Source organism: Pseudomonas spirodelae (assembly GCF_034653255.1).
GTDB classification, from domain to species: Bacteria; Pseudomonadota; Gammaproteobacteria; order Pseudomonadales; family Pseudomonadaceae; genus Aquipseudomonas; species Aquipseudomonas spirodelae.
Genome location: NZ_JAYEET010000039.1, coordinates 36,834 through 56,518, shown reverse-complemented (window position 1 = coordinate 56,518; position 19,685 = coordinate 36,834). Strand labels below are relative to the sequence as shown.

15 protein-coding genes are annotated in these 19,685 nt (G+C 59.8%); 6 read left to right on the top strand and 9 right to left on the bottom strand.

Annotated elements, in window-relative coordinates:
* Window positions 1-54: 54 nt before the first annotated feature.
* Genes pilP through SOP97_RS12080 form a run of 4 tightly spaced genes read right to left on the bottom strand, consistent with a single transcriptional unit; the run spans window position 55 to window position 2,832 of the window.
* Window positions 55-579 (bottom strand): type 4a pilus biogenesis lipoprotein PilP, encoded by a 525-nt coding sequence (gene pilP, locus SOP97_RS12095; protein ID WP_322949323.1) that lies wholly within the window; start codon window positions 577-579, stop codon window positions 55-57.
* Window positions 576-1,199, bottom strand: a complete 624-nt coding sequence (gene pilO / locus SOP97_RS12090) for a type 4a pilus biogenesis protein PilO (RefSeq protein WP_274089064.1) — start codon at window positions 1,197-1,199, stop codon at window positions 576-578. The genes pilP and pilO overlap by 4 nt, the downstream gene beginning before the upstream one ends.
* Entirely contained in the window at window positions 1,196-1,768 is a 573-nt protein-coding gene (locus SOP97_RS12085; protein ID WP_322949322.1) for a PilN domain-containing protein, read from the bottom strand. Before SOP97_RS12085 ends, pilO begins: the two co-directional genes overlap by 4 nt.
* On the bottom strand, window positions 1,768-2,832 hold the full coding sequence (locus SOP97_RS12080; RefSeq protein WP_274089062.1) for a pilus assembly protein PilM: 1,065 nt from the start codon (window positions 2,830-2,832) through the stop codon (window positions 1,768-1,770). The genes SOP97_RS12085 and SOP97_RS12080 overlap by 1 nt, the downstream gene beginning before the upstream one ends.
* Before the next feature lie 184 nt (window positions 2,833-3,016).
* Between SOP97_RS12080 and SOP97_RS12075 the strand changes: the two genes are divergently transcribed.
* Window positions 3,017-5,431: a penicillin-binding protein 1A gene (locus SOP97_RS12075; RefSeq protein ID WP_411912063.1), complete on the top strand. Its 2,415-nt coding sequence runs from the start codon at window positions 3,017-3,019 to the stop codon at window positions 5,429-5,431.
* Between the two features lie 97 nt (window positions 5,432-5,528).
* Here the strand turns inward: SOP97_RS12075 and SOP97_RS12070 are convergent, their stop codons facing one another.
* From SOP97_RS12070 to rpmE, 4 genes are all read right to left on the bottom strand, one after another.
* Window positions 5,529-6,797 carry a malic enzyme-like NAD(P)-binding protein gene (locus SOP97_RS12070; RefSeq protein WP_274088971.1) on the bottom strand — a complete coding sequence of 423 codons (1,269 nt, stop codon included), beginning with the start codon at window positions 6,795-6,797 and terminating at the stop codon, window positions 5,529-5,531.
* A 102-nt stretch (window positions 6,798-6,899) separates the two neighbouring features.
* Window positions 6,900-8,336: a M48 family metalloprotease gene (locus SOP97_RS12065; RefSeq protein WP_322949321.1), complete on the bottom strand. Its 1,437-nt coding sequence runs from the start codon at window positions 8,334-8,336 to the stop codon at window positions 6,900-6,902.
* On the bottom strand, window positions 8,333-9,133 hold the full coding sequence (locus tag SOP97_RS12060; RefSeq protein WP_322949446.1) for a thermonuclease family protein: 801 nt from the start codon (window positions 9,131-9,133) through the stop codon (window positions 8,333-8,335). The genes SOP97_RS12065 and SOP97_RS12060 overlap by 4 nt, the downstream gene beginning before the upstream one ends.
* Window positions 9,134-9,159: 26 nt before the next feature.
* Entirely contained in the window at window positions 9,160-9,375 is a 216-nt protein-coding gene (gene rpmE / locus SOP97_RS12055; RefSeq protein WP_274088969.1) for a 50S ribosomal protein L31, read from the bottom strand.
* Between the two features lie 168 nt (window positions 9,376-9,543).
* On the opposite strand from rpmE, the gene SOP97_RS12050 reads away from it, so the two are divergent.
* Window positions 9,544-11,763, top strand: coding sequence for a primosomal protein N' (locus SOP97_RS12050; RefSeq protein ID WP_322949320.1), 2,220 nt, complete (start codon window positions 9,544-9,546; stop codon window positions 11,761-11,763).
* A 168-nt stretch (window positions 11,764-11,931) separates the two neighbouring features.
* Entirely contained in the window at window positions 11,932-13,311 is a 1,380-nt protein-coding gene (gene dbpA / locus SOP97_RS12045; protein ID WP_322949319.1) for an ATP-dependent RNA helicase DbpA, read from the top strand.
* Between the two features lie 42 nt (window positions 13,312-13,353).
* On the opposite strand, the gene SOP97_RS12040 is transcribed toward dbpA, so the two are convergent.
* The gene (locus tag SOP97_RS12040; protein ID WP_322949318.1) at window positions 13,354-14,091 is read right to left on the bottom strand and encodes a substrate-binding periplasmic protein; all 738 of its coding nucleotides are present in this window, start codon (window positions 14,089-14,091) and stop codon (window positions 13,354-13,356) included.
* A gap of 136 nt (window positions 14,092-14,227) precedes the next feature.
* On the opposite strand from SOP97_RS12040, the gene SOP97_RS12035 reads away from it, so the two are divergent.
* The 3 genes from SOP97_RS12035 to yccS all read left to right on the top strand — a co-directional run bounded on the left by SOP97_RS12035 (window position 14,228) and on the right by yccS (window position 19,658).
* Window positions 14,228-15,412 (top strand): BaiN/RdsA family NAD(P)/FAD-dependent oxidoreductase, encoded by a 1,185-nt coding sequence (locus SOP97_RS12035; protein ID WP_322949317.1) that lies wholly within the window; start codon window positions 14,228-14,230, stop codon window positions 15,410-15,412.
* Between the two features lie 88 nt (window positions 15,413-15,500).
* Window positions 15,501-17,327 (top strand): SLC13 family permease, encoded by a 1,827-nt coding sequence (locus SOP97_RS12030; protein ID WP_322949316.1) that lies wholly within the window; start codon window positions 15,501-15,503, stop codon window positions 17,325-17,327.
* 153 nt (window positions 17,328-17,480) lie between these two features.
* On the top strand, window positions 17,481-19,658 hold the full coding sequence (gene yccS, locus SOP97_RS12025; RefSeq protein ID WP_322949315.1) for a YccS family putative transporter: 2,178 nt from the start codon (window positions 17,481-17,483) through the stop codon (window positions 19,656-19,658).
* Window positions 19,659-19,685: the final 27 nt, after the last annotated feature.

Sequence of the window (19,685 nt, the reverse complement as noted above, 5' to 3'; positions counted from 1 at the left end):
ATCATATTCCACTGAGCAGATCGGTTATTTTTTTTCATAGTCACTCCGCTCTGTTTAAGAGCGCTCCTTAAGGGACAAGCTGCGCGGCCGCTCTAACCAACCACCCTCGCCATCCGGAACGATTTCAATTACATCAACTCTTGATTCGTCTATGGCAATTATTCGCCCATGGTTACGACCCAGATAATCACCGACTCGAACCCGATGAACGCCACCTGCACCACTCACAAGGGCAAAAGCGCCAGAATCATTCGCTAAGGTACCGACCATAATAAAAGTTTCTATATTAAAGCCTTCAAGAAACTGTTTTGTGCGTGCTTCATCAGGTTTCACATCCTTGGAACCCTTTTGCCTCTCAGCCATCTCCAGCTTAACTGGGGGTTGAAACGGACTTCTTAGAGCAGCAGCACTATAGGTAAAACTTTCATAGGGTTGAAATGTGGGTAATGGCTCAATCTCGCCCTTAGGACGAGCACGCACTTCATCCATGTAAGCTTGAAGATCAGAAAAATTGCCGTGGCTATCACAGCCAGAAACGATCAGAAATGACAAGGCCAATACTGGCTTAAGAAACCTCACTGCACTCCCCCCTTATCGTTATAACGATAAGTCTTGGCCAATATGCTCATGCGCAACTTAGATGAGCCACTGTCGTTAGCCGGGACAAGATCAAAGTCATGCAGCGTAACAATCCGTGGAAGACTCGCAACACCACTGACGAAGGTGGCCAGATCGTGATAGGCACCCACAACAGTGATCTGTATTGGGAGTTCTATATAAAATTGCTGGGCCGCCTCGGGCAAAAGCTTGATCTCTTCAAATTCCAGACCGCTTCCCAAGCCTGTGCGCGTTATGTCTTCAAGTAAACCCGGAACCTCCGTATCACTTGGTAACTGCTTCAAAAGCGCGCCAAATGAAACCTCCATTTCTTGCATCTGCTCTTTATAGGCGTCTAGGTTTGCAGCTTGGAACGCTTTACTTGAAAACTGCTCTTTCAGAACAAGCTCTTCGGCCTGCTTACTCTCTAGACTGGCTTGCAAGTCTTTAAGGTGAAAGTTGTAGCCTAACGCTACGACAACCACCAACAACAACGCACCTGCGATAAACTTTACCGCAGCAGGCCATGAGCCAACGTTATTGAAGTCAAGATCATTCAAATCAATCTGGCGCAGGCTTTCTAAGGAATCGTTAAGACTCATTGCTTAGCCTCCTCTGCTGCGAGCGCAGGCTGGGTCTGCTGAACACTCAATTGAAAGACATTGGCCTGATCAATCGCACCTGCCGTGACAGACTTAACCTCAGTTAGGTTTGGCGCGGTCAACCACTCCGACGAATCTAAATTGCGCATCAAATTTGATACACGATTGTTTGATTCGGCAGCGCCCACAATAGCGATATTTTTCGCTGTCATTTTCACGCCAGTAAAATGCACACCGTCTGGCAACGTTCGAACCAACTGATCAAACACACGACCGATAATCGGTCGATTGCCCTGCAGATCCTGAATAATCTTCATTCGTTCAAGAAGCTGCTGCCTACGGGTTTTCAGCTCACTGATTTCTTTGATCCGAGCATCCAGAACCGCAATTTCTTTGCGCACGAATTCATTTCGAGCCGTTTGTTGCTCGATAGCACCGTTTAGGTATTGGTCACCCAGAAACACAGCGCCGGCCGCAACAATGAACACGCCAGCGAGTGTTACTAAAAAGCGCTGTTTACGCTCTTCACGTAATTGCTCGCGCCATGGGAGTAAGTTAATCCGCGCCATTAGTCGAAACTCCTCATCGCCAGGCCACAGGCAATCATCAAGGCAGGCGCATCACTGGCGAGCGCACCCGCATTAACCTTGCCACTCAAGGCCATCTCAGCGAATGGATTGGCAACCAATGTTTGGGTGCCTATTTTCTGCTGGATCAAGCGATCGAGATCAGGAATTGAGGCAGTGCCGCCGGCTAACAGGATGTAATCGACATCGTTGAATTGGCCTGCCGCGAAGAAGAACTGCAGGGAGCGAGCTACCTGCTGAACCACCGCCTCCTTGAAGGGCTGGAGCACTTCGCTGTCATAGTCGTCTGGCAATCCGCCTTGCTTCTTGGCGAGACCCGCCTCTTCAACGGATAGGCCGTAGCGACGCTGAATTTCCTCCGTGAGCTGCTTGCCGCCGAACAACTGCTCACGCGTATAGATAGTACGACCGTTGTGCAGAACGCTGAGCGTGGTCATCGTGGCGCCGATATCGACAACCGCAACGGTCAGCTCATCACGACCGCCACCAAGCTGATCAATCAGCAAGCTGTAGGCACGCTCAAGCGCATAAGCCTCGACATCAACCACTTTGGCGGTAAGGCCGGCAAGTGCCAAAGCGGCCTCGCGGACTTCAACATTTTCTTTGCGACACGCGGCCAACAACACCTCGACACGATCCGCATTGCGCGCAGATGCGCCCTGCACTTCGAAGTCGATCGCCACTTCTTCCAATGGATAAGGGATGTACTGGTCGGCTTCGATCTTCAGCTGATTTTCCAATTCATCATCAGAAAGCCCTGCTTCCATTTCGATGGTTTTGGTAATCACTGCGGACCCTGCTACGGCCACGGCCACGGTTTTCACACCGCTCTTGGCTTTAACAAGCACGCGTGAAAGAGCCTGCCCAACGCCCTCCAGATCGGCGATGTTCTTTTCGACCACCGCGTTTGGCGGGAGCGGCTCAACTGCGTAAGCCTCTACCTTATAGCGGCTTCCGGAGCGGCTCAATTCGAGGAGCTTGACGGAGGTCGAACTGATATCGATCCCGAGTAGCGTATTCGCTTTCTTATTGAAGAGCCCTAGCACGACCGATTTCCTATTGGCATCCGCGACTTACGGACTATTTATGTTTTTTCACATTAAATAACAGTCTTGACAGAAGCGCAAATGGCTACCCGGCAAAAAAACCGCTTATAATGTGATCAGTTTTTCTCTTTTAACCTTATGTTTCGCTTAACTCGTTCTTTTATCTGGAAATCCAAAAATCTTGATGCGTCTTTTGCGTTTTTTTTGCTGGTCTTGCCTCGCCGTTTTTTGTGGGGTGGTACTCAGTTTCAGCGGGGCCTTCCTCTATCTTAGCCCCAGCCTACCGTCCGTCGAATCGTTGCGCAGCATTCAACTGCAGATTCCCCTGCGTATTTACAGCAGCGACGCCAAACTGATTGCCGAATTCGGTGAAATGCGTCGTTCACCTATAGCCTTCGCGGATATCCCACCAGACTTCATCGGCGCATTGCTGTCAGCCGAAGACGACAATTTTGCCAACCATTATGGCGTCGACCTTAGCAGCCTGATGCGCGCTGCAACGCAAATCTTGAAAAGCGGGCAGATTCAATCGGGTGGAAGCACCATTACCATGCAGGTGGCGAAGAACTTTTTCCTCACTAGCGAAAAAAGTTTTTCACGCAAGATCAACGAGATACTCCTTGCGCTACAAATTGAGCGGGAGCTCAGTAAAAACGAAATCCTTGAACTTTATGTGAACAAGATTTACCTGGGCAACCGTGCCTACGGTATCGAAGCGGCCGCACAGGTTTATTACGGAAAATCCATTCGCGAGACCAGCCTTGCGCAAATGGCAATGATTGCCGGCCTGCCAAAAGCCCCTTCACGCTTCAATCCGCTGGTCAATCCGGCCCGCTCGATGGAGCGCCGCGACTGGATTCTCGGACGCATGTACAGCCTGGGACGCATCGACAAGCAGCGCTATGAAGAGGCGCTGGCCGAGCCGATCAATGTCAGCTACCACGTAGCGACACCCGAACTGGCAGCCCCCTATATTGCTGAAATGGCGCGCGCTGAAATGGTCGGCCGCTATGGTAGCGAGGCATACACTGAGGGGTTTAACGTCACTACCACGGTGCCCAGCGATCTGCAACAGGCCGCTAATAGCGCAGTCCGTGAAGGACTGATTAGTTACGATCAACGCCACGGCTATCGCGGCCCAGAAAGCCGCCTGCCGGGCATGACCAAAGAACATTGGCTGAGCGAACTAAACAAGCAGTCATCGCTCGGCGGTCTTGACCCAGCCATTGTTACAAGCGTTGAGAAGAGCGGCATCATGGTCCTGCTTCGTAACGGCGAAGAGCACGTCGTGACCTGGGACAGCATGAAATGGGCACGTCCCTTCCTTAATACCAACAGCCTCGGGCCGCGCCCACAGCAGCCAGCGGATATTAGCCAGATCGGCGACCTGATCCGCGTGCAGCGCCAAGAAGACGATAGCCTGCGCTTCGTTCAACTCCCCGCGGCGCAGAGTGCTCTGGTCTCGTTAGACCCTAACAGCGGCGCAATTCGCGCCTTGGTCGGCGGCTTTTCTTTCGAGCAGAGCAATTACAACCGTGCCGCCCAGGCCAAGCGCCAACCAGGCTCAAGCTTTAAGCCATTTGTTTACAGCGCAGCGTTAGATAACGGCTACACCGCAGCCTCCCTGATCAACGATGCGCCGATCGTGCTTGCCGACGACCCTCGCTCGCAGACCTGGCGTCCGAAGAACGACAACAACACCTTCCTCGGCCCGATCCGCCTGCGTGAAGCGTTGTATCGCTCACGCAACTTGGTCTCTATTCGCCTACTGCAAGACCTCGGCATCGACAGCACCCTGAACTACATCGAGCGCTTCGGTTTTGAGAAAAAAGACCTACCGCCCAACCTTTCCCTGGCCCTGGGCACGGCAAGCCTCACGCCCATGGAAATCGCCGAGGGTTGGAGTGTTTTCGCCAGTGGCGGCTACAAAACCGAGCCGTATTTGATTGAGCGGATTGAAGGCCGTGATGGCAAGCAACTGTTCAACGCTAACCCAGCCCAGTCGCCAGCGGGTATTGCCCTGCGCACCGAGCAGGACAACGCGGCACAACTCAGCGCAGGCGATACACCGCAGCCAGTTGAGCCCGTGCTTGCCGAGCAAGTCATCGATGAGCGCACGGCCTACATCATGACCAGCCTGCTCCAGGATGTGATCAAGCGCGGCACCGGCCGCCGAGCCCTGGCACTCGGTCGTGACGACCTCGCGGGCAAGACCGGCACCACCAACGAGTCGAAAGACAGCTGGTTTTCCGGCTATAACGCGGACTACATCACCACGGTCTGGGCCGGTTTCGACCAACCGGAAAGCCTCGGCCGCAATGAATATGGCGGCACCGTGGCCCTGCCGATCTGGATGAGCTACATGGGCGCGGCACTGAAGGACAAACCCAGCCATGTGCTGCCCGAGCCTAAAGGCATACTGACCCTGCGCATCGACCCACACAGCGGTCGCGCGGCCTCCCCGGACACCCCGAACGCTTACTTCGAACTCTTCAAGAGCGAAGACTCCCCGCCGCCCATAGGTGAGTTCGAGCCGGGCACCTACATCCCAGGCAGCCCGCTACCCGCTGATGAAGTTGCGCCGATAGACCTGTTCTAAAGCCACTAACAGCAAGCGTATCCGCTTTATACAGCCGAAATAGCGACCAATAAAAAACCCGCCGAAGCGGGTTTTTTATTGCGTTTAAGCTAAGCGCTTAGCCGTTGAACACATCGTTGACCGACTGCAACGGGTAATGCTTCGGATAGGGCAGAGTCGCTACACCGCTTTCAATCGCAGCCTTGGCTACCGCGTCGCAGACCAACGTGATCAGACGTGGGTCCATTGGCTTCGGAATGATGTACTCGCGACCAAACGACAGGGCAATGCCGCCGTAGGCATCACAGACTTCCTGTGGCACCGGCAACTTGGCCAGGTCACGCAGCGCCAGAGCAGCGGCGATTTTCATCTCTTCGTTGATGCGGGTCGCGCGAACGTCCAGAGCACCACGGAAAATGAACGGGAAGCCCAGCACGTTGTTGACCTGGTTCGGGTAGTCGGAACGACCGGTGGCCATGATCACGTCATCGCGCACTTGATGGGCCAGCTCTGGCTGAATTTCCGGATCCGGATTGGAGCAGGCGAACACGATCGGGCTTGCCGCCATGCGCTTGAGGTCTTCAGGGGCCAGCAGGTTAGCACCAGACAAACCAACAAATACGTCAGCACCGTCAAGCGCGTCCGACAGGGTGCGCTTGTCCGTTTCGCTGGCGAAGACCGCCTTGTACTGGTTCAGGTCATCGCGGCCAGCGTGGATCACGCCTTTACGGTCGACCATAAAGATGTTCTCAACCTTGGCACCCATGCTCACCAGCAAGCGCATGCAGGAGATCGCGGCAGCGCCAGCGCCCAGGCACACAATCTTGGCTTCAGGCAGAGTCTTGCCGGCGATTTCCAGGGCGTTGAGCATGCCCGCCGCCGTCACGATCGCAGTGCCGTGCTGGTCATCATGGAATACCGGAATGTCGCACTGTTCGATCAGCGTGCGTTCGATTTCAAAGCACTCAGGTGCCTTGATGTCTTCCAGGTTGATGCCGCCGAACGTGATGGAGATACGGCGTACGGTGTCGATAAAGGCCTGCGGGCTCTCGGACTCGACTTCGATGTCGAATACGTCGATACCGGCAAAGCGCTTGAACAGTACACCCTTACCTTCCATAACCGGCTTGGAAGCCAACGGACCGAGGTCGCCAAGACCGAGAATAGCGGTACCGTCAGAGATCACTGCCACCAGGTTGCCTTTGCCGGTGTAGCGATACGCCAACTCCGGATCACGCGCGATTTCGCGCACAGGCTCGGCGACACCCGGGCTATAGGCCAGAGCTAGGTCGCGGGCGGTTGCGGTTGGCTTAGTGAGCTCGACACTCAGCTTACCCGGACGGGGATTGGCGTGATAATCGAGAGCGGCTGTTTTCAAATCAGACATATGGGCATTTCCGCTTTGGGCTGTTGAACAGGCAGGCGACCGAGGATACGCAAGTTGTATACAACTGCACAAGACTGACGAGTCGGTATACGCACGCAAGCCCTAGCGCACGACCTTCAGCCAATCACCAGCACGCGGCTGCCCCGACGGGTAGAGGTTATTGAGCAAACGTAAGGTCTTCAGCGCATCACCTGGTAATTTGCTGCCCTTGGCCAGCGCTTCAATGGTCTGCCCCGGTTTGACCTTGACCATGTGCAAGCGCAAGGGCTGCGCCTCTTTGCGCTCGGCGCGGGTCATCGGCCGAAAGCTTTTGATCACGCTCAAAAACTGCTCGTCCTGACTTTCCAACGAGGCCCGACCACGCACCGCCGCCACAAACAAATAAACCTGCGGACCATGCTGAATCAGCGCCACGCGCTTGGCAGCATTGCCGGGGATCACCGCGCTATAACCCTTGAGGCCAGCCTGCTGCAACTCGACGCCAGCCACCAGGCGCTGGCCACCAACGCGCTGGCGCAGCAGTTCAGCTGGCGACAATTGTTGCGGATTGTCCTCCAGCGTCATCGCAATAAAAGCTTGCTGATCCTCGGTGTGGCCAATCAACGCATCCGCTCGATTGAGCAGGCTCCAGCCCTTGGGGAACGTCAGGGTGAAATTCAAATCCGCATGGTAGAAGCGCTGACCGCGGCGCACCCCAGTCTCGGCAGAGTCACCGAAGGGTAGCCCCCCCAAGCGCTTGAGAAAGACTTCGCGATTGACCTCCTGCCGGCCTGTGGCCAGCGCACGCGCCGGGCCCAGCACCTGCTGCAAGCGCCGGTCGTTATCCGGATGGGTATCGAACAACCCGTGGTAGCCGCCAGCAGGTTGCGCTTCTCCGCGCGCAGCCGCTTGGTCGCGGGAGAAGTCTTCCTGATTCTTCAGCACCTTGACCACTTCGATCATCGCCTGCGGGTCGTAACCGCTGCGCGCCAGGTATTGAGCGCCCAGGCCATCAGCCTCAAGCTCCATGTCGCGGCCATAACCACGGACAAAAGCGTTACCCACTACACCGGTGACATCGGCGGCCGCGCCGACACCCGTACCAATCGCCACAGCCTGGCCCAGCAAGCCCCAAGCGGTTGACTGACTTTGTTGCTGCACACTGTGGCGCGCCGTCACGTGACCCACTTCATGGCCGAGCACCGCAGCCAGCTCGGCTTCAGAACTGAGGTACGCCAGCAGCCCGCGATGGATGTAGATATAGCCACCCGGCAAGGCAAAGGCATTGATATCAGGGCTGTCGACCACCGTGAACTGATAGGCCAGCTGTGCGCGGTGACTGCTCTTGGCCACGCGCTCACCGACCTGCTGCACGTAAGCCTGCAGCTTCTCATCGGCGTAGCGCGGGTTTTCCTTAAGGATCTGCTGGTTGTAACGACGGCCGAGGTCTAGCTCTTGCTGCTCGCTCATCATCACGAAGTTGCTGCGCCCGGTGGCCGGGTTGACCGCGCAAGCCGTCAGTTGCAACAGCATCAGCAATAGCAGGACACGCACAATCATGGCAGCACCTCCAACATGGCCTTATCGGTCAACGGCAGCATCCAGCGCGCCTGCCCCTTACGCAAGCCGCCACGCTTGGCGCGATCAATCACCCATCCTCGTGCCTCGACCTTACGCCCTTCAAGCCCTTGGACAGCGTGCAGGTCGAAATTAGCCAGCGCGCGCGGTGCGATATGCAGCACCAAGTCATCAGCCATTTCCACCCAGACCCCGCCGGCATTACGCTCGACATGCTCGACGCGCCCCCGGAGCAGAACAAACCCGCCCTGTTGCAGCTGCGCGGGGGACTTAACCGGCGAGCGCTGCCACAGCCCAACACGAGCCTGCCGTGCACTGCGCTCAGCCGCCTGCTGGCAGCGCACCAAGGCCAGATTCTGCGCAACCGCCACTAGGTAACCCAACCCCTCACTGAGTAACTGGGCTTCTAGATTACGCCCGCGACTGTCGTAGGCATGTGCCAGGGTGCGACCGTAGTGATCCTTGGACTGCCGGCCGACCTGCAAGGCGATGCGTCCATCGCTGGCCGCCACCAACCCCTGCAAGTGCCGGCGAGCGGCGTCGGCCAAGGGCTCGCTGGCACGCCCCTGGCGACCGATCTCTGGCGTATTCAGGCCAATCAAACGCACGCTACGCCCATCCACCAGACGCAGGGTGTCGCCGTCGACCACACGCTGCACCTTAACGCTGGGCAGCTTGCCCGGGGCCGGACAGAACGCCAGCGCGGCGCCTGCGTAAAAGCCGAAAACGAAAAAGGCGCCCACAAGGGACGCCTTTTTCAGTAGCGCGGTACAACCCATTAGGGTTTGCAGCGCTGCGCGCAAGCTTACTGCTTGGCGCCGAACATGCCGAAACGCTGCTTGAAGCGATCAACACGGCCGCCGGTATCAAGCATTTTCTGCTTACCGGTGTAGAACGGGTGGCACTCGTTGCACACGTCCAGAGGCAGAGCTTTGCCCAGGGTGGAGCGAGTTTCGATCACGTTGCCACAGCTGCAAGTGGCGGTGATGGCTACATAGTTCGGGTGGATATCGGCTTTCATGGTGATTCCTCAGGACTGTCGCGCCGCCACCAAACACTATTGTCAGGTACCGCACGGAATTAGGCCGGCGATAATACCAGAGCACCACCGCGACGCAAGGCCGGCCGTCGACTGGCTGCATGCTAAGATCGCGCCTCGCCAACCGCGGCTGATCACGGGAGCCATTGTTTGTCCGACGTCATTTTGCGCCTCGCCCTGCCCTCGCCGCTGCGCCGCCTGTTCGACTACCGCGCCCCCGCCGGTGTGCCGCGCAGCGCGTTGCAGCCGGGCGCGCGGCTGCGCGTGCCGTTTGGGCGACGGGAAATGATTGGCATCTTGATTGAGGTGACGGATCACAGCGAGGTGCCCGCAGACAAACTCAAGCCGGCCCTGCAACTGCTTGACGCGCAATCACCACTGCCGCCGGCGTTTTTTAAGCTGTGCCTATGGACCGCCCAGTACTACCAGCACAGCCTTGGCGACACCCTAAGCTGGGCGCTGCCTGTGCTGCTGCGCCAGGGCGAGCCGGCAGAAGCACGTCAGGAGCGCTTCTGGTCGATCAGCGATGGCGCGCAGCTGGACGATCCGCGGCTGAGCCGCGCGCCGCGCCAACGTGACGCCCTGAAGACCCTCGCCCAGCATCCGCATGGCGTTGCTCATCAATTGCTGAGCAAGCTGCAACTGAACAAAGACAGCCTCGACCTGTTACTGGAAAAAGGCTTGGTCCAGGTGGAGGTGCGTCGGCACGCCCCGAGCAAGCGCCACGCTAACTGGCTCGCGCAGCCAGAGTTGCCGCTGAATGCCGAACAACGCGCGGCCTCCGAAGCCATCCGTTCAGGCTTCGACAGCTTTAACGCCTTTCTCCTGGCAGGCGTTACCGGCAGCGGCAAAACCGAGGTTTACCTGCAGCTGATCCGCGAAACCCTGGAAGCCGGAAAACAGGCGCTGGTGCTGATCCCAGAGATCAACCTCGGCCCGCAGACCCTGGCGCGCTTTGAACAGCGCTTCAACGCACGCATCGCCCTGCTGCATTCCGCAGTGAACGACCGCGAGCGCCTGGACGCCTGGCTGGCTGCCCGTGATGGCGAGGCCGACATCATCATCGGCACCCGCTCAGCATTGTTTACGCCGATGCAGCGCCCAGGGCTGATCATCATCGATGAAGAGCACGACGCCTCCTATAAACAGCAAGAAGGCCTGCGCTACCACGCGCGTGACTTGGCGGTGGTGCGAGCGCACCAAGAGAACATCCCGATAGTCCTCGGCTCGGCTACCCCCTCCCTGGAAAGCCTGCACAACGCCCACAGCGGCCGTTATGCCATGCTGCACCTGCGTGAGCGCGCTGGCGGTGCCAAGCAGCCGCGTTTTCTGCGCCTGGATGTTAAAAGTCGGCCGCTGGATTCCGGCATCTCCGGCCCAATGCAACAAGCCATCGCCCAGACCTTAAAAGCCGGCCAGCAGGTGCTGGTCTTCCTTAACCGTCGCGGGTTCGCCCCGACGCTGCTGTGCCACGACTGCGGTTGGTTGTCGGAATGCCCGCGCTGTGACGCGCGCATGACCGTGCATCAGCGTTCGCGCGAGTTGCGCTGCCACCACTGCGGCCACGCCGAGCGTCAGCCGAGCAACTGCCCGAAATGCAACAACGTCGACCTGCGCCCGGTGGGTGCTGGCACCGAGCGCGCCGAAGAACGCCTGGAGATTCTCTTCCCCGATGTACCGGTACTACGCGTGGATCGCGACAGCACCTCGCGCAAAGAGGCCATGACCACCCTGTTCAACACCGTGCAACGCGGCGAGCCGTGCATTCTGGTCGGCACGCAGATGCTCGCCAAGGGCCATCACTTCCCGCGCGTGACCCTGGTGGCGATTCTCGATGCCGACGGCGGGCTGTTTTCAGCGGACTTCCGCGCCAGCGAACGTATGGCTCAGTTGATCGTGCAGGTCGCCGGGCGCGCCGGGCGCGCCGAAGAGCCAGGTAAGGTGATTATCCAAAGCCACCTGGCCGACCACCCGCTGCTGGTGCAATTGACGGAGCAAGGCTACTTCGCCTTCGCCGAGCAGGCCCTGAGCGAGCGTCGCAGCGCCGGCCTGCCGCCGTTCTGCCACCTCGCCCTGCTGCGCGCCGAGGCACACAAACCGGGCCAAGCCGAAGGCTTTCTCGACGATGCCTGCACGGAAGCCGAACTGCTGCTGGACGAGCTGAAACTCAGCGGCATCGAACTGCTCGGCCCGATCCCCGCGCCGATGGAACGCCGCGCCGGGCGTTATCGCGCACAACTGCTGGTACAAGCCAACGCCCGCGCACCGCTGCACCGTTTGCTCAATACATGGATGCACGCGTTGGAGCAGATGCCCAGCGGCCGCGCGGTGCGTTGGTCGTTGGATGTTGATCCAATCGACCTGTTCTAGAACCCTTTACGATCTGCGGCGCGTCAGCCCTACTGCGTTAAAAACAAGCTCTCACTCGCGAGACCATAAAAAGGTTCTACCCCCCACAAAGACCGGCCGCCTGATAGCACCTAGCCGCCGCGTCCAGCCTGTTACACTGCACGCCATTTCGTTTAGCAGGCCTGTACCGTGACCAACACCGCTTTCTCTTCTCTGCCGCTTTCCGCCGCCATGCTGGCGAACCTCGAGTCCCTCGGTTACAGCGAGATGACCCCGATTCAGGCGCAGAGCCTGCCGGTAATGCTCAAGGGCATGGACCTGATTGCCCAAGCCAAAACCGGCAGCGGCAAGACCGCCGCCTTCGGCATTGGCCTGCTCAACCCGCTTAACCCGCGCTACTTTGGCTGCCAGGCACTGGTAATCTGCCCGACGCGTGAGCTGGCTGACCAAGTGGCCAAAGAACTGCGCCGCCTGGCGCGTTCTGCCGACAACATCAAAATTCTGACCCTGTGCGGCGGCGTGCCGTTCGGCCCGCAGATTGCCTCGCTGGAGCATGGTGCACAGATCATCGTCGGCACCCCGGGGCGCATCCAGCAGCACCTGCGCAAAGCCACGCTGAAACTCGACGGCCTCAACACGCTAGTCCTCGATGAAGCCGACCGCATGCTCGACATGGGCTTCTATGACAGCATCGCCGAGATCATCGAGCAGACGCCAAGCCGCCGGCAAACTCTGCTGTTCTCCGCCACCTACCCGAGCAGCATCAAGCAGCTGTCCGCGAAGTTCATGCGTGATCCGCAACAGGTCAAAGCCGACGCCTTTCACGATGACACACAGATCGAGCAGCGCTTCTACGAGATAGCCCCGGAAGAGCGCATGGACGCCGTGGTCAAGCTGCTCAACTGCTACCGCCCGCAATCCTGCGTGGCGTTTTGCTTTACCAAACAGCAGTGCCAGGAAGTGGTCGATCACCTCACCGCCAAAGGCATCTCGGCCGCCGCGCTGAACGGTGATCTGGAACAACGCGACCGCGATCAAGTGCTGGCGATGTTTTCCAACCGCAGCCTGTCGGTACTGGTGGCCACCGATGTCGCCGCGCGCGGCCTGGATATCGACGCGCTAGACATGGTGATCAACGTCGAACTGGCGCGCGACTCGGAAATTCATATTCACCGCGTCGGCCGTACCGGTCGTGCCGGTGAAAAGGGTCTGGCCATGAGCCTGGTCGCCCCAGCCGAAGGCCATCGCGCCCAGGCCATCGAAACCCTGCAAAAGGCGCCGCTCAACTGGCACCCACTGAGCAGCTTGAAAAACCAGGGTGGCGCGCCGCTGCAGCCGCCGATGATCACCCTGTGCATCGGCGCGGGGCGCAAAGACAAACTGCGCCCCGGCGATATTCTCGGCGCGCTGACGGGCGAAACTGGCATCCCCGGCGCACAGGTCGGCAAGATCGCCATCTTCGACTTCCAAGCCTATGTCGCAGTTGAGCGCAGCCTGGCCCTGAAGGCGCTCAACTGCCTCAGCGAAGGCAAAATCAAAGGCCGCTCGCTGCGCGTACGCTCGCTGTAAATGCCTCAGGCTGCGGCCGCGCAATGCGGCCGCGATCAGCCATTACAAACCGTGGCGCTGAAAAATCTGCTCATAGCTGCCATCGGCACGCATGGCCTCAATCGCCTTGTTGAAGGCATCGGCAATCTGCTGATGCTGCGGGTGCCGACGGCTAACCAGAATATGCAGACCGTTCTCACTTAACGGCTGCGGTAAAAATTCCAGCTGATCACGGATGCTGGTTAAGTGCCGGCCCAGGTGAAAGCGCGCCACCAGCTCATCCTCCAGGGCCAATTGCACCCGCTGCGCCTGCAACATGCGCACGCCCACGGCAACACTGAGCACCCCCACTTTGCTCAGGCGGCTGTCCTGATCAAACGCGCTGGAATAGGCGTAACCGCGTACCACGGCAATGCTGTAGGGATACAAATCCGATAATTGGTGGAACTCAATCTGACTGCCCTTGCGCTGCAAAAAGCGGATGCGGTTGATCAAGTAGGGCTGCGAGTAATAGCCAAACGTCGCGCGCTCATCGGTGTACCAGGCGTTGATCAGCACATCGTAGGTGTCTTGCTGCAAACCACGCACCGCACGCTCCCAAGGCACCTGCGCGTAATGGCTGGCGTAACCGGCACGGCTCAGGGCGGTGACCACCAGATCGGAAGCCAGGCCGTTGTTCAGCAGCGTCTTGTCAGTGAAGGGCGGCCAAGGGTCGGCGACCAGACGCAATGCGTCAGCCGCGCCGCCATACAGCGGCATCAGCAGCGCTAACGAGAGCAGGCCTGCACGCAGTCCATCCATTAACGGCGGCTCCTTTCAAGGAGAACAGAGCCCTTAGCCTAGTCGACCACCGGCCCGGTCACACCCACCCAGCCATCAGTTAATATGCGCTGTTTTGCGCCAGCCTTGGCGCATGTCGTAGGTTGAGGAAATTGCTGTGCTGACACCCCAGGTCGTGATTATCGGAGCCGGCGCCGCCGGGCTTATGTGCGCATTGACGGCTGCCGCGCGCGGCCGTCAGGTGCTGCTGCTGGATCACGCCAACAAGGCCGGCAAGAAGATCCTGATGTCCGGCGGCGGACGCTGCAATTTCACCAACATGTACTGTGAACCGAGCAATTTCCTCTCGCAAAACCCACACTTCTGCAAATCCGCCCTGGCGCGCTACACCCAGTGGGATTTTATCGGTCTGGTGGCCGAGCACGGCGTGGCGTATCACGAGAAGAAACTCGGTCAGCTGTTTTGCGACAACAAGGCCAGCGACATTCTTAATATGCTGCTGAGCGAGTGCGATGAAGCCGGCGTCGAGCTGCGCCTGGACACCTCGGTGAGCGAGATCAGCAAACTGGACAGCGGCTACCAGCTGCAAACCAGCGCCGGCACAGTGCGCTGCGAGTCCTTGGTGATCGCCACTGGCGGACTGTCGATTCCCACTCTCGGCGCTACAGGTTTTGGCTATCAGGTGGCCAAGCAATTCGGCCACGAGCTGCTGCCGACCCGCGCCGGCTTGGTGCCCTTCACCATTACCGACCCGCAGCTCAAAGCGCTGTGCACTGAGCTGTCCGGCACCTCGGTGGAGGACTGCGTGGTGAGCTGCAACGGCCAGAGCTTCAAGGAAAATATCCTGTTTACCCACCGCGGTCTTAGCGGCCCGGCAATTTTGCAGATTTCCTCGTTCTGGCAGCCCGGGGATGCCATCAGTATCAACCTGCTGCCGCATATCGACCTGCCCGAGTGGCTGGCCGAGCAACAACGCGAGCGGCCCAACAGCGAGCTGAAAACCCTGCTGGCCGAGTTGTTCACCAAGAAGATGGCCGGGCTGCTGGCGGATAACTGGTTTGCCTCAAAACCGATGAAGCAGTACACCCACGCCGAGCTCAAAGCGATTGCCGAGCAGCTCGGCGACTGGCAGCTGGTGCCGGCGGGCACTGAAGGCTACCGCACCGCCGAAGTCACCCTGGGCGGGGTCGACACCCGCGAAGTGTCGTCGAAAACCATGGAGTCGTTGAAATCACCGGGGCTGTATTTTGTCGGTGAAGTACTCGATGTCAGCGGCCACCTGGGCGGCTTTAACTTTCAATGGGCCTGGGCGTCGGGCTACGCGGCGGCGCAGTATGTTTAAGCGGGTGTACGCCTGTGCGGCGCCAGCATGAGACCTGTGCACGGCTAAGCGGCGTCCCCCGCCCCCACTCTAAGGATGGTTTACCCGCATGACCCAAGACCAAGGCCTGATCTTCGCCATCCTTGCCGCCACCATGGGGCTGTTTCTCTGGGGCCGCTGGCGGCATGACATTGTCGCGCTCGGTGCCCTACTGGCCTGCGTCATCACCGGCCTGGTGCCAGACCAGGAGGCCTTTGCCGGCTTCGGCCATCCGGCGGTCATTACCGTGGCCTGCGTGCTGGTACTCAGCTTCGGCTTACAGCGGACCGGCGCGGTGGACGCCATGGCGCAACGGCTATTACCCGCCAATGCGGGCCCCATGCTGTCGATTGCCGCCCTGACCGGGCTTGGCGCGCTGCTGTCGGCCTTTATGAACAACGTCGGTGCGCTCGCCCTGCTGATGCCAATTGCCCTGAAGATCGCCAGCAAACAAGAGCTGCCGCCGGGACGTTTGCTGATGCCGCTGGCCTTCGGCACCATTCTCGGCGGCATGACCACGCTGATCGGCACGCCGCCCAACCTGATCGTATCCAGCTTCCGCGCGCAAAGCGGCGCCGGGCCATTCGCCATGTTCGATTTCAGCCCGGTGGGCGTCGCCGTGGCGCTGACCGGCGTGCTGTTTATTACCCTGATCGGCTGGCGCCTGGTGCCGCGCCGGGAAGTGGTCGGCGTCGCCAGCTTTGACACCGGCACCTACATCACCGAGGCCCGCGTAAAAGAAGGCGCCAAGGCCGACGGCAAGAGCCTGCGCGAAGTCGAACAACTGCTCGAAGAAGCCGATGCCCAAGTGGTGGGCATGGTGCGCAACAAGCTGCGCCTGTCGGCCCCCAACCCACGGCGCATCCTCCAGGCCGATGACGTATTGGTGATCGAAGCCGAGCCTGAAGCCCTCGGCGAAGTGCTCAGCAAGCTGGGGTTGCAGCTGGAAGCCGAGCAGAAGTCGGCAGCGGATGAGGACGAGAAAAACGACAAGGCGGCAGCCGAGAGCAAGAGCGAAGAAAAGAAGGACAGCAGCAATGACGACAGGGTGCTGCAGGAACTGCTGGTCCGCCCGGACTCCCAGCTGATTGGTCGATCGGCCAGCAATATCCGCCTGCGCCACCGCTACAACATCAACCTGCTGGCGATCTCAAAGCAAAGCCATCGTTCGATCAAACGCCTGCGCTCGACCCTGTTTGAGCGCGGCGATGTACTGCTGATGCAAGGCGATTCGGCGGATATCAGCGACTTTGCCAGCGACTATGCCTGCGTGCCGCTGGCCGACCGCGCCATCAGCATTCCTAACCCGGCCCAAGCCGGCTTCGCCGCCGGCGTGATGCTGCTGGCAGTGATCCTCGCCGCGTTCGGCGTGCTCTCGGCAGCCGTGGCATTCGCCGTCGGTGTGCTGGTGTTTATGGTGGCGCGCATCGTGCCGCTGCGCCTGCTTTATCAGTCCATCGATTGGCCGGTGATCGTCCTGCTGGGGGCGATGATTCCCGTGGCCGGGGCCATGTCTGCGACCGGCGCGGCCGACCTGCTGGCGCGCCTGCTGATGGAGCATGTCGCACAAGGCAATCCGGTGGTGGTGCTGACGCTGATCCTGGTGGTGACCATGACCCTCTCGGACTTTATGAACAATGCCGCCACCGCCGCGGTGATGTGCCAGATCGCCTTAAGCGCGGCCAGCCAACTTGGGGTCAGCCCGGACGCATTGTTGATGGCGGTGGCAATCGGCGCTTCCTGCTCATTCCTCACCCCGATTGGTCACCAGAACAACACCTTGATTCTCAGCCCAGGCGGCTTTCGCTTCGGCGACTATTGGCGCCTCGGCCTGCCGATGGAAATCCTCGTGGTGCTGGTCAGCGTGCCGTTGTTGCTGCTGGTCTGGCCGCTGTGATGAATAAAGTGCGGGCGCTGGTTTAGCGCAGCGTCCGTATTTATTAAGCCAAACGCTTTAGCGGTTGGCGTGTATCAATGACGTCAGGGCGTGCCGCCGGACAGGCTATTGCATTAGTCTGAGCGCACGTCTCATGTCCAAGGCCCCTGTTTGATGTCGTCACCTTCACTGCGCCATTCGCTGCGTCGCCTCTGGGCGCAGGACAAATTCAGCTACAGCCTGCGGGTGTTTATCGCCCTCAGCGGCGTCCTGCTGCTGTGCTGGTCGCAAGGCTGGATGCAGGCGCTGATCCCGCTGTTTCTCGGGGTGATCGCCAGCGCCCTGGCGGAAACCGACGACAGCTGGCAGGGCCGTTTGGTGGCGCTGCTGGTGACCCTCGGCTGCTTCAGCGTGGCGGCCTATGCGGTGGAGTTCCTGTTCCCCTACCCCTGGCTGTTCGTTATCGGTCTGGCGCTGGCCAGCTTTGCCCTGACCATGCTCGGCGCACTCGGTGAACGCTACGCCACCCTCGGCTCGGCGACCTTGATTCTCGCGGTGTACAGCATGATCGGCGTGGAGCAGCGCGGTGGGGCCGCCGGTCTGTGGCAGGAACCCTTGCTGCTGGTCGCGGGCGCGGCCTGGTACGGCGTGCTGTCGGTGCTGTGGAATGCGCTGTTCGCCAACCAGCCGGTGCAGCACAGCCTGGCACGGCTGTTTCGCGAGCTGGGCCAGTACCTCAAGCTCAAGGCCGCGCTGTTCGAGCCGCTGCGCCAGCTGGATGTAGAAGAGCGGCGCCTGGCCCTGGCCAAACAAAATGGGCGCGTGGTCGCAGCGCTGAATGCGGCCAAGGAAATCATCCTGCACCGCGTGGGCAATGGCCGGCCGGGGCCAAAAGTCAGCCGCTACCTCAAGCTGTACTTCCTCGCTCAGGATATCCACGAGCGCGCCAGCTCCTCGCACTACCCTTACAACGAGCTGGCCGAAGCCTTCTTCCATAGCGATGTGATGTTTCGCTGCCAACGCCTGCTGTATTTGCATGGCGAGGCCTGCCAGCGTTTGGCCCAAGCCATCGAGCTGCGTCAACCGTTTGAATACCGCGAGCTATGCCGCCAGGCGCTGACCGACCTGCACGACTCCCTCGAACACTTGCGCCTGCAGAGCAACCCCGCCTGGCGCCACCTGCTGCGTTCACTCGGCGCCCTGGCCGGTAATCTGCGCAGCCTGGATACGCTACTGGGCAACGCCAGCAACCCCGACGCCATGGCCGAAGAACAGGACAGCAGCCTGCTCGACCGCGAGCCGCAGTCACTCAAGGATGTCTGGGAACGTCTGCGCCTGCAGCTGACCCCCACCTCACTGCTGTTTCGCCACGCCCTGCGCCTGTCCATCGCCCTGGCCGCCGGCTACGGCGTGCTGCACTGGATTCACCCGACCCAGGGTTACTGGATTCTGCTGACCACACTGTTCGTCTGCCAGCCCAACTACGGCGCCACCCGGCGCAAGCTGGTGCAGCGCATCAGCGGCACCGTGCTTGGCCTGTTGCTGGGCTGGGCACTGTTCGACCTGTTTCCCAATCAGCTTGTACAAGCGCTGTTTGCGGTCGTCGCTGGCGTGGTGTTCTTTGCCCTGCGCAGCAGCCGCTACACCCTGGCCACGGCGGCGATCACCCTGCTGGTGCTGTTCTGCTTCAATCAGGTGGGCAATGGTTACGGGCTGTTTATTCCGCGCCTGGTCGACACCCTGCTGGGCAGCCTGATCGCCGGCTTGGCGGTGCTGATAATCCTGCCGGACTGGCAAGGCCGCCGCCTCAATCGCCTGCTGGCCAATACCCTGAGCTGCAACAGCCGTTACCTGCAGCAGATCATCCAGCAGTACGCCAGCGGCAAGCGTGACGACCTGAGCTATCGCCTGGCCCGGCGCAACGCCCACAACGCCGATGCCACGCTGTCGACCGCGCTCGGCAATATGCTGATGGAGCCGGGACATTTTCGTAAGCAAGCCGATGTCGGCTTTCGCTTTCTGGTGCTCTCGCACACCCTCTTGAGCTACCTATCGGGCCTCGGCGCGCACCGCGGTGAGGCGAGCCTGAGCGGCAGCGACCACCCACTGCTAGTCAGCGCCAGCCGGTTAGCCGCCAGCCTGGATGAGATTGCCAGCTGCCTGCATGACGAGCGCCCGGTGGCGATTCACAGCGATGCGGAAGAGCAGCTCGCCAGCGAGCTGGAAACACTCAGCGACGAGCTGGATGACCCACATCGGCTGCTACAGACCCAGCTGGCACTGATCTGCCGGCAACTCGGGCCACTGCGCACTCTCGCCGCGCACCTGCTCAGAGGCCAGGGTCGAGATTAAACCGTCAAGGCCGCCTCGCGCGGGATC

Excerpts from the sequence above, each read along its gene's own strand:
- SOP97_RS12085 (WP_322949322.1), bottom strand. The coding sequence starts at position 1,768 with ATGGCGCGGATTAACTTACTCCCATGGCGCGAGCAATTACGTGAAGAG.
- SOP97_RS12070 (WP_274088971.1), bottom strand. The coding sequence starts at position 6,797 with ATGTCTGATTTGAAAACAGCCGCTCTCGATTATCACGCCAATCCCCGT.
- yccS (WP_322949315.1), top strand. The coding sequence starts at position 17,481 with ATGTCGTCACCTTCACTGCGCCATTCGCTGCGTCGCCTCTGGGCGCAG.
- SOP97_RS12040 (WP_322949318.1), bottom strand. The coding sequence starts at position 14,091 with ATGGATGGACTGCGTGCAGGCCTGCTCTCGTTAGCGCTGCTGATGCCG.
- SOP97_RS12075 (WP_411912063.1), top strand. The coding sequence starts at position 3,017 with ATGCGTCTTTTGCGTTTTTTTTGCTGGTCTTGCCTCGCCGTTTTTTGT.
- rpmE (WP_274088969.1), bottom strand. The coding sequence starts at position 9,375 with ATGAAAGCCGATATCCACCCGAACTATGTAGCCATCACCGCCACTTGC.
- SOP97_RS12060 (WP_322949446.1), bottom strand. The coding sequence starts at position 9,133 with ATGGGTTGTACCGCGCTACTGAAAAAGGCGTCCCTTGTGGGCGCCTTT.
- SOP97_RS12065 (WP_322949321.1), bottom strand. The coding sequence starts at position 8,336 with ATGATTGTGCGTGTCCTGCTATTGCTGATGCTGTTGCAACTGACGGCT.
- SOP97_RS12030 (WP_322949316.1), top strand. The coding sequence starts at position 15,501 with ATGACCCAAGACCAAGGCCTGATCTTCGCCATCCTTGCCGCCACCATG.
- pilO (WP_274089064.1), bottom strand. The coding sequence starts at position 1,199 with ATGAGTCTTAACGATTCCTTAGAAAGCCTGCGCCAGATTGATTTGAAT.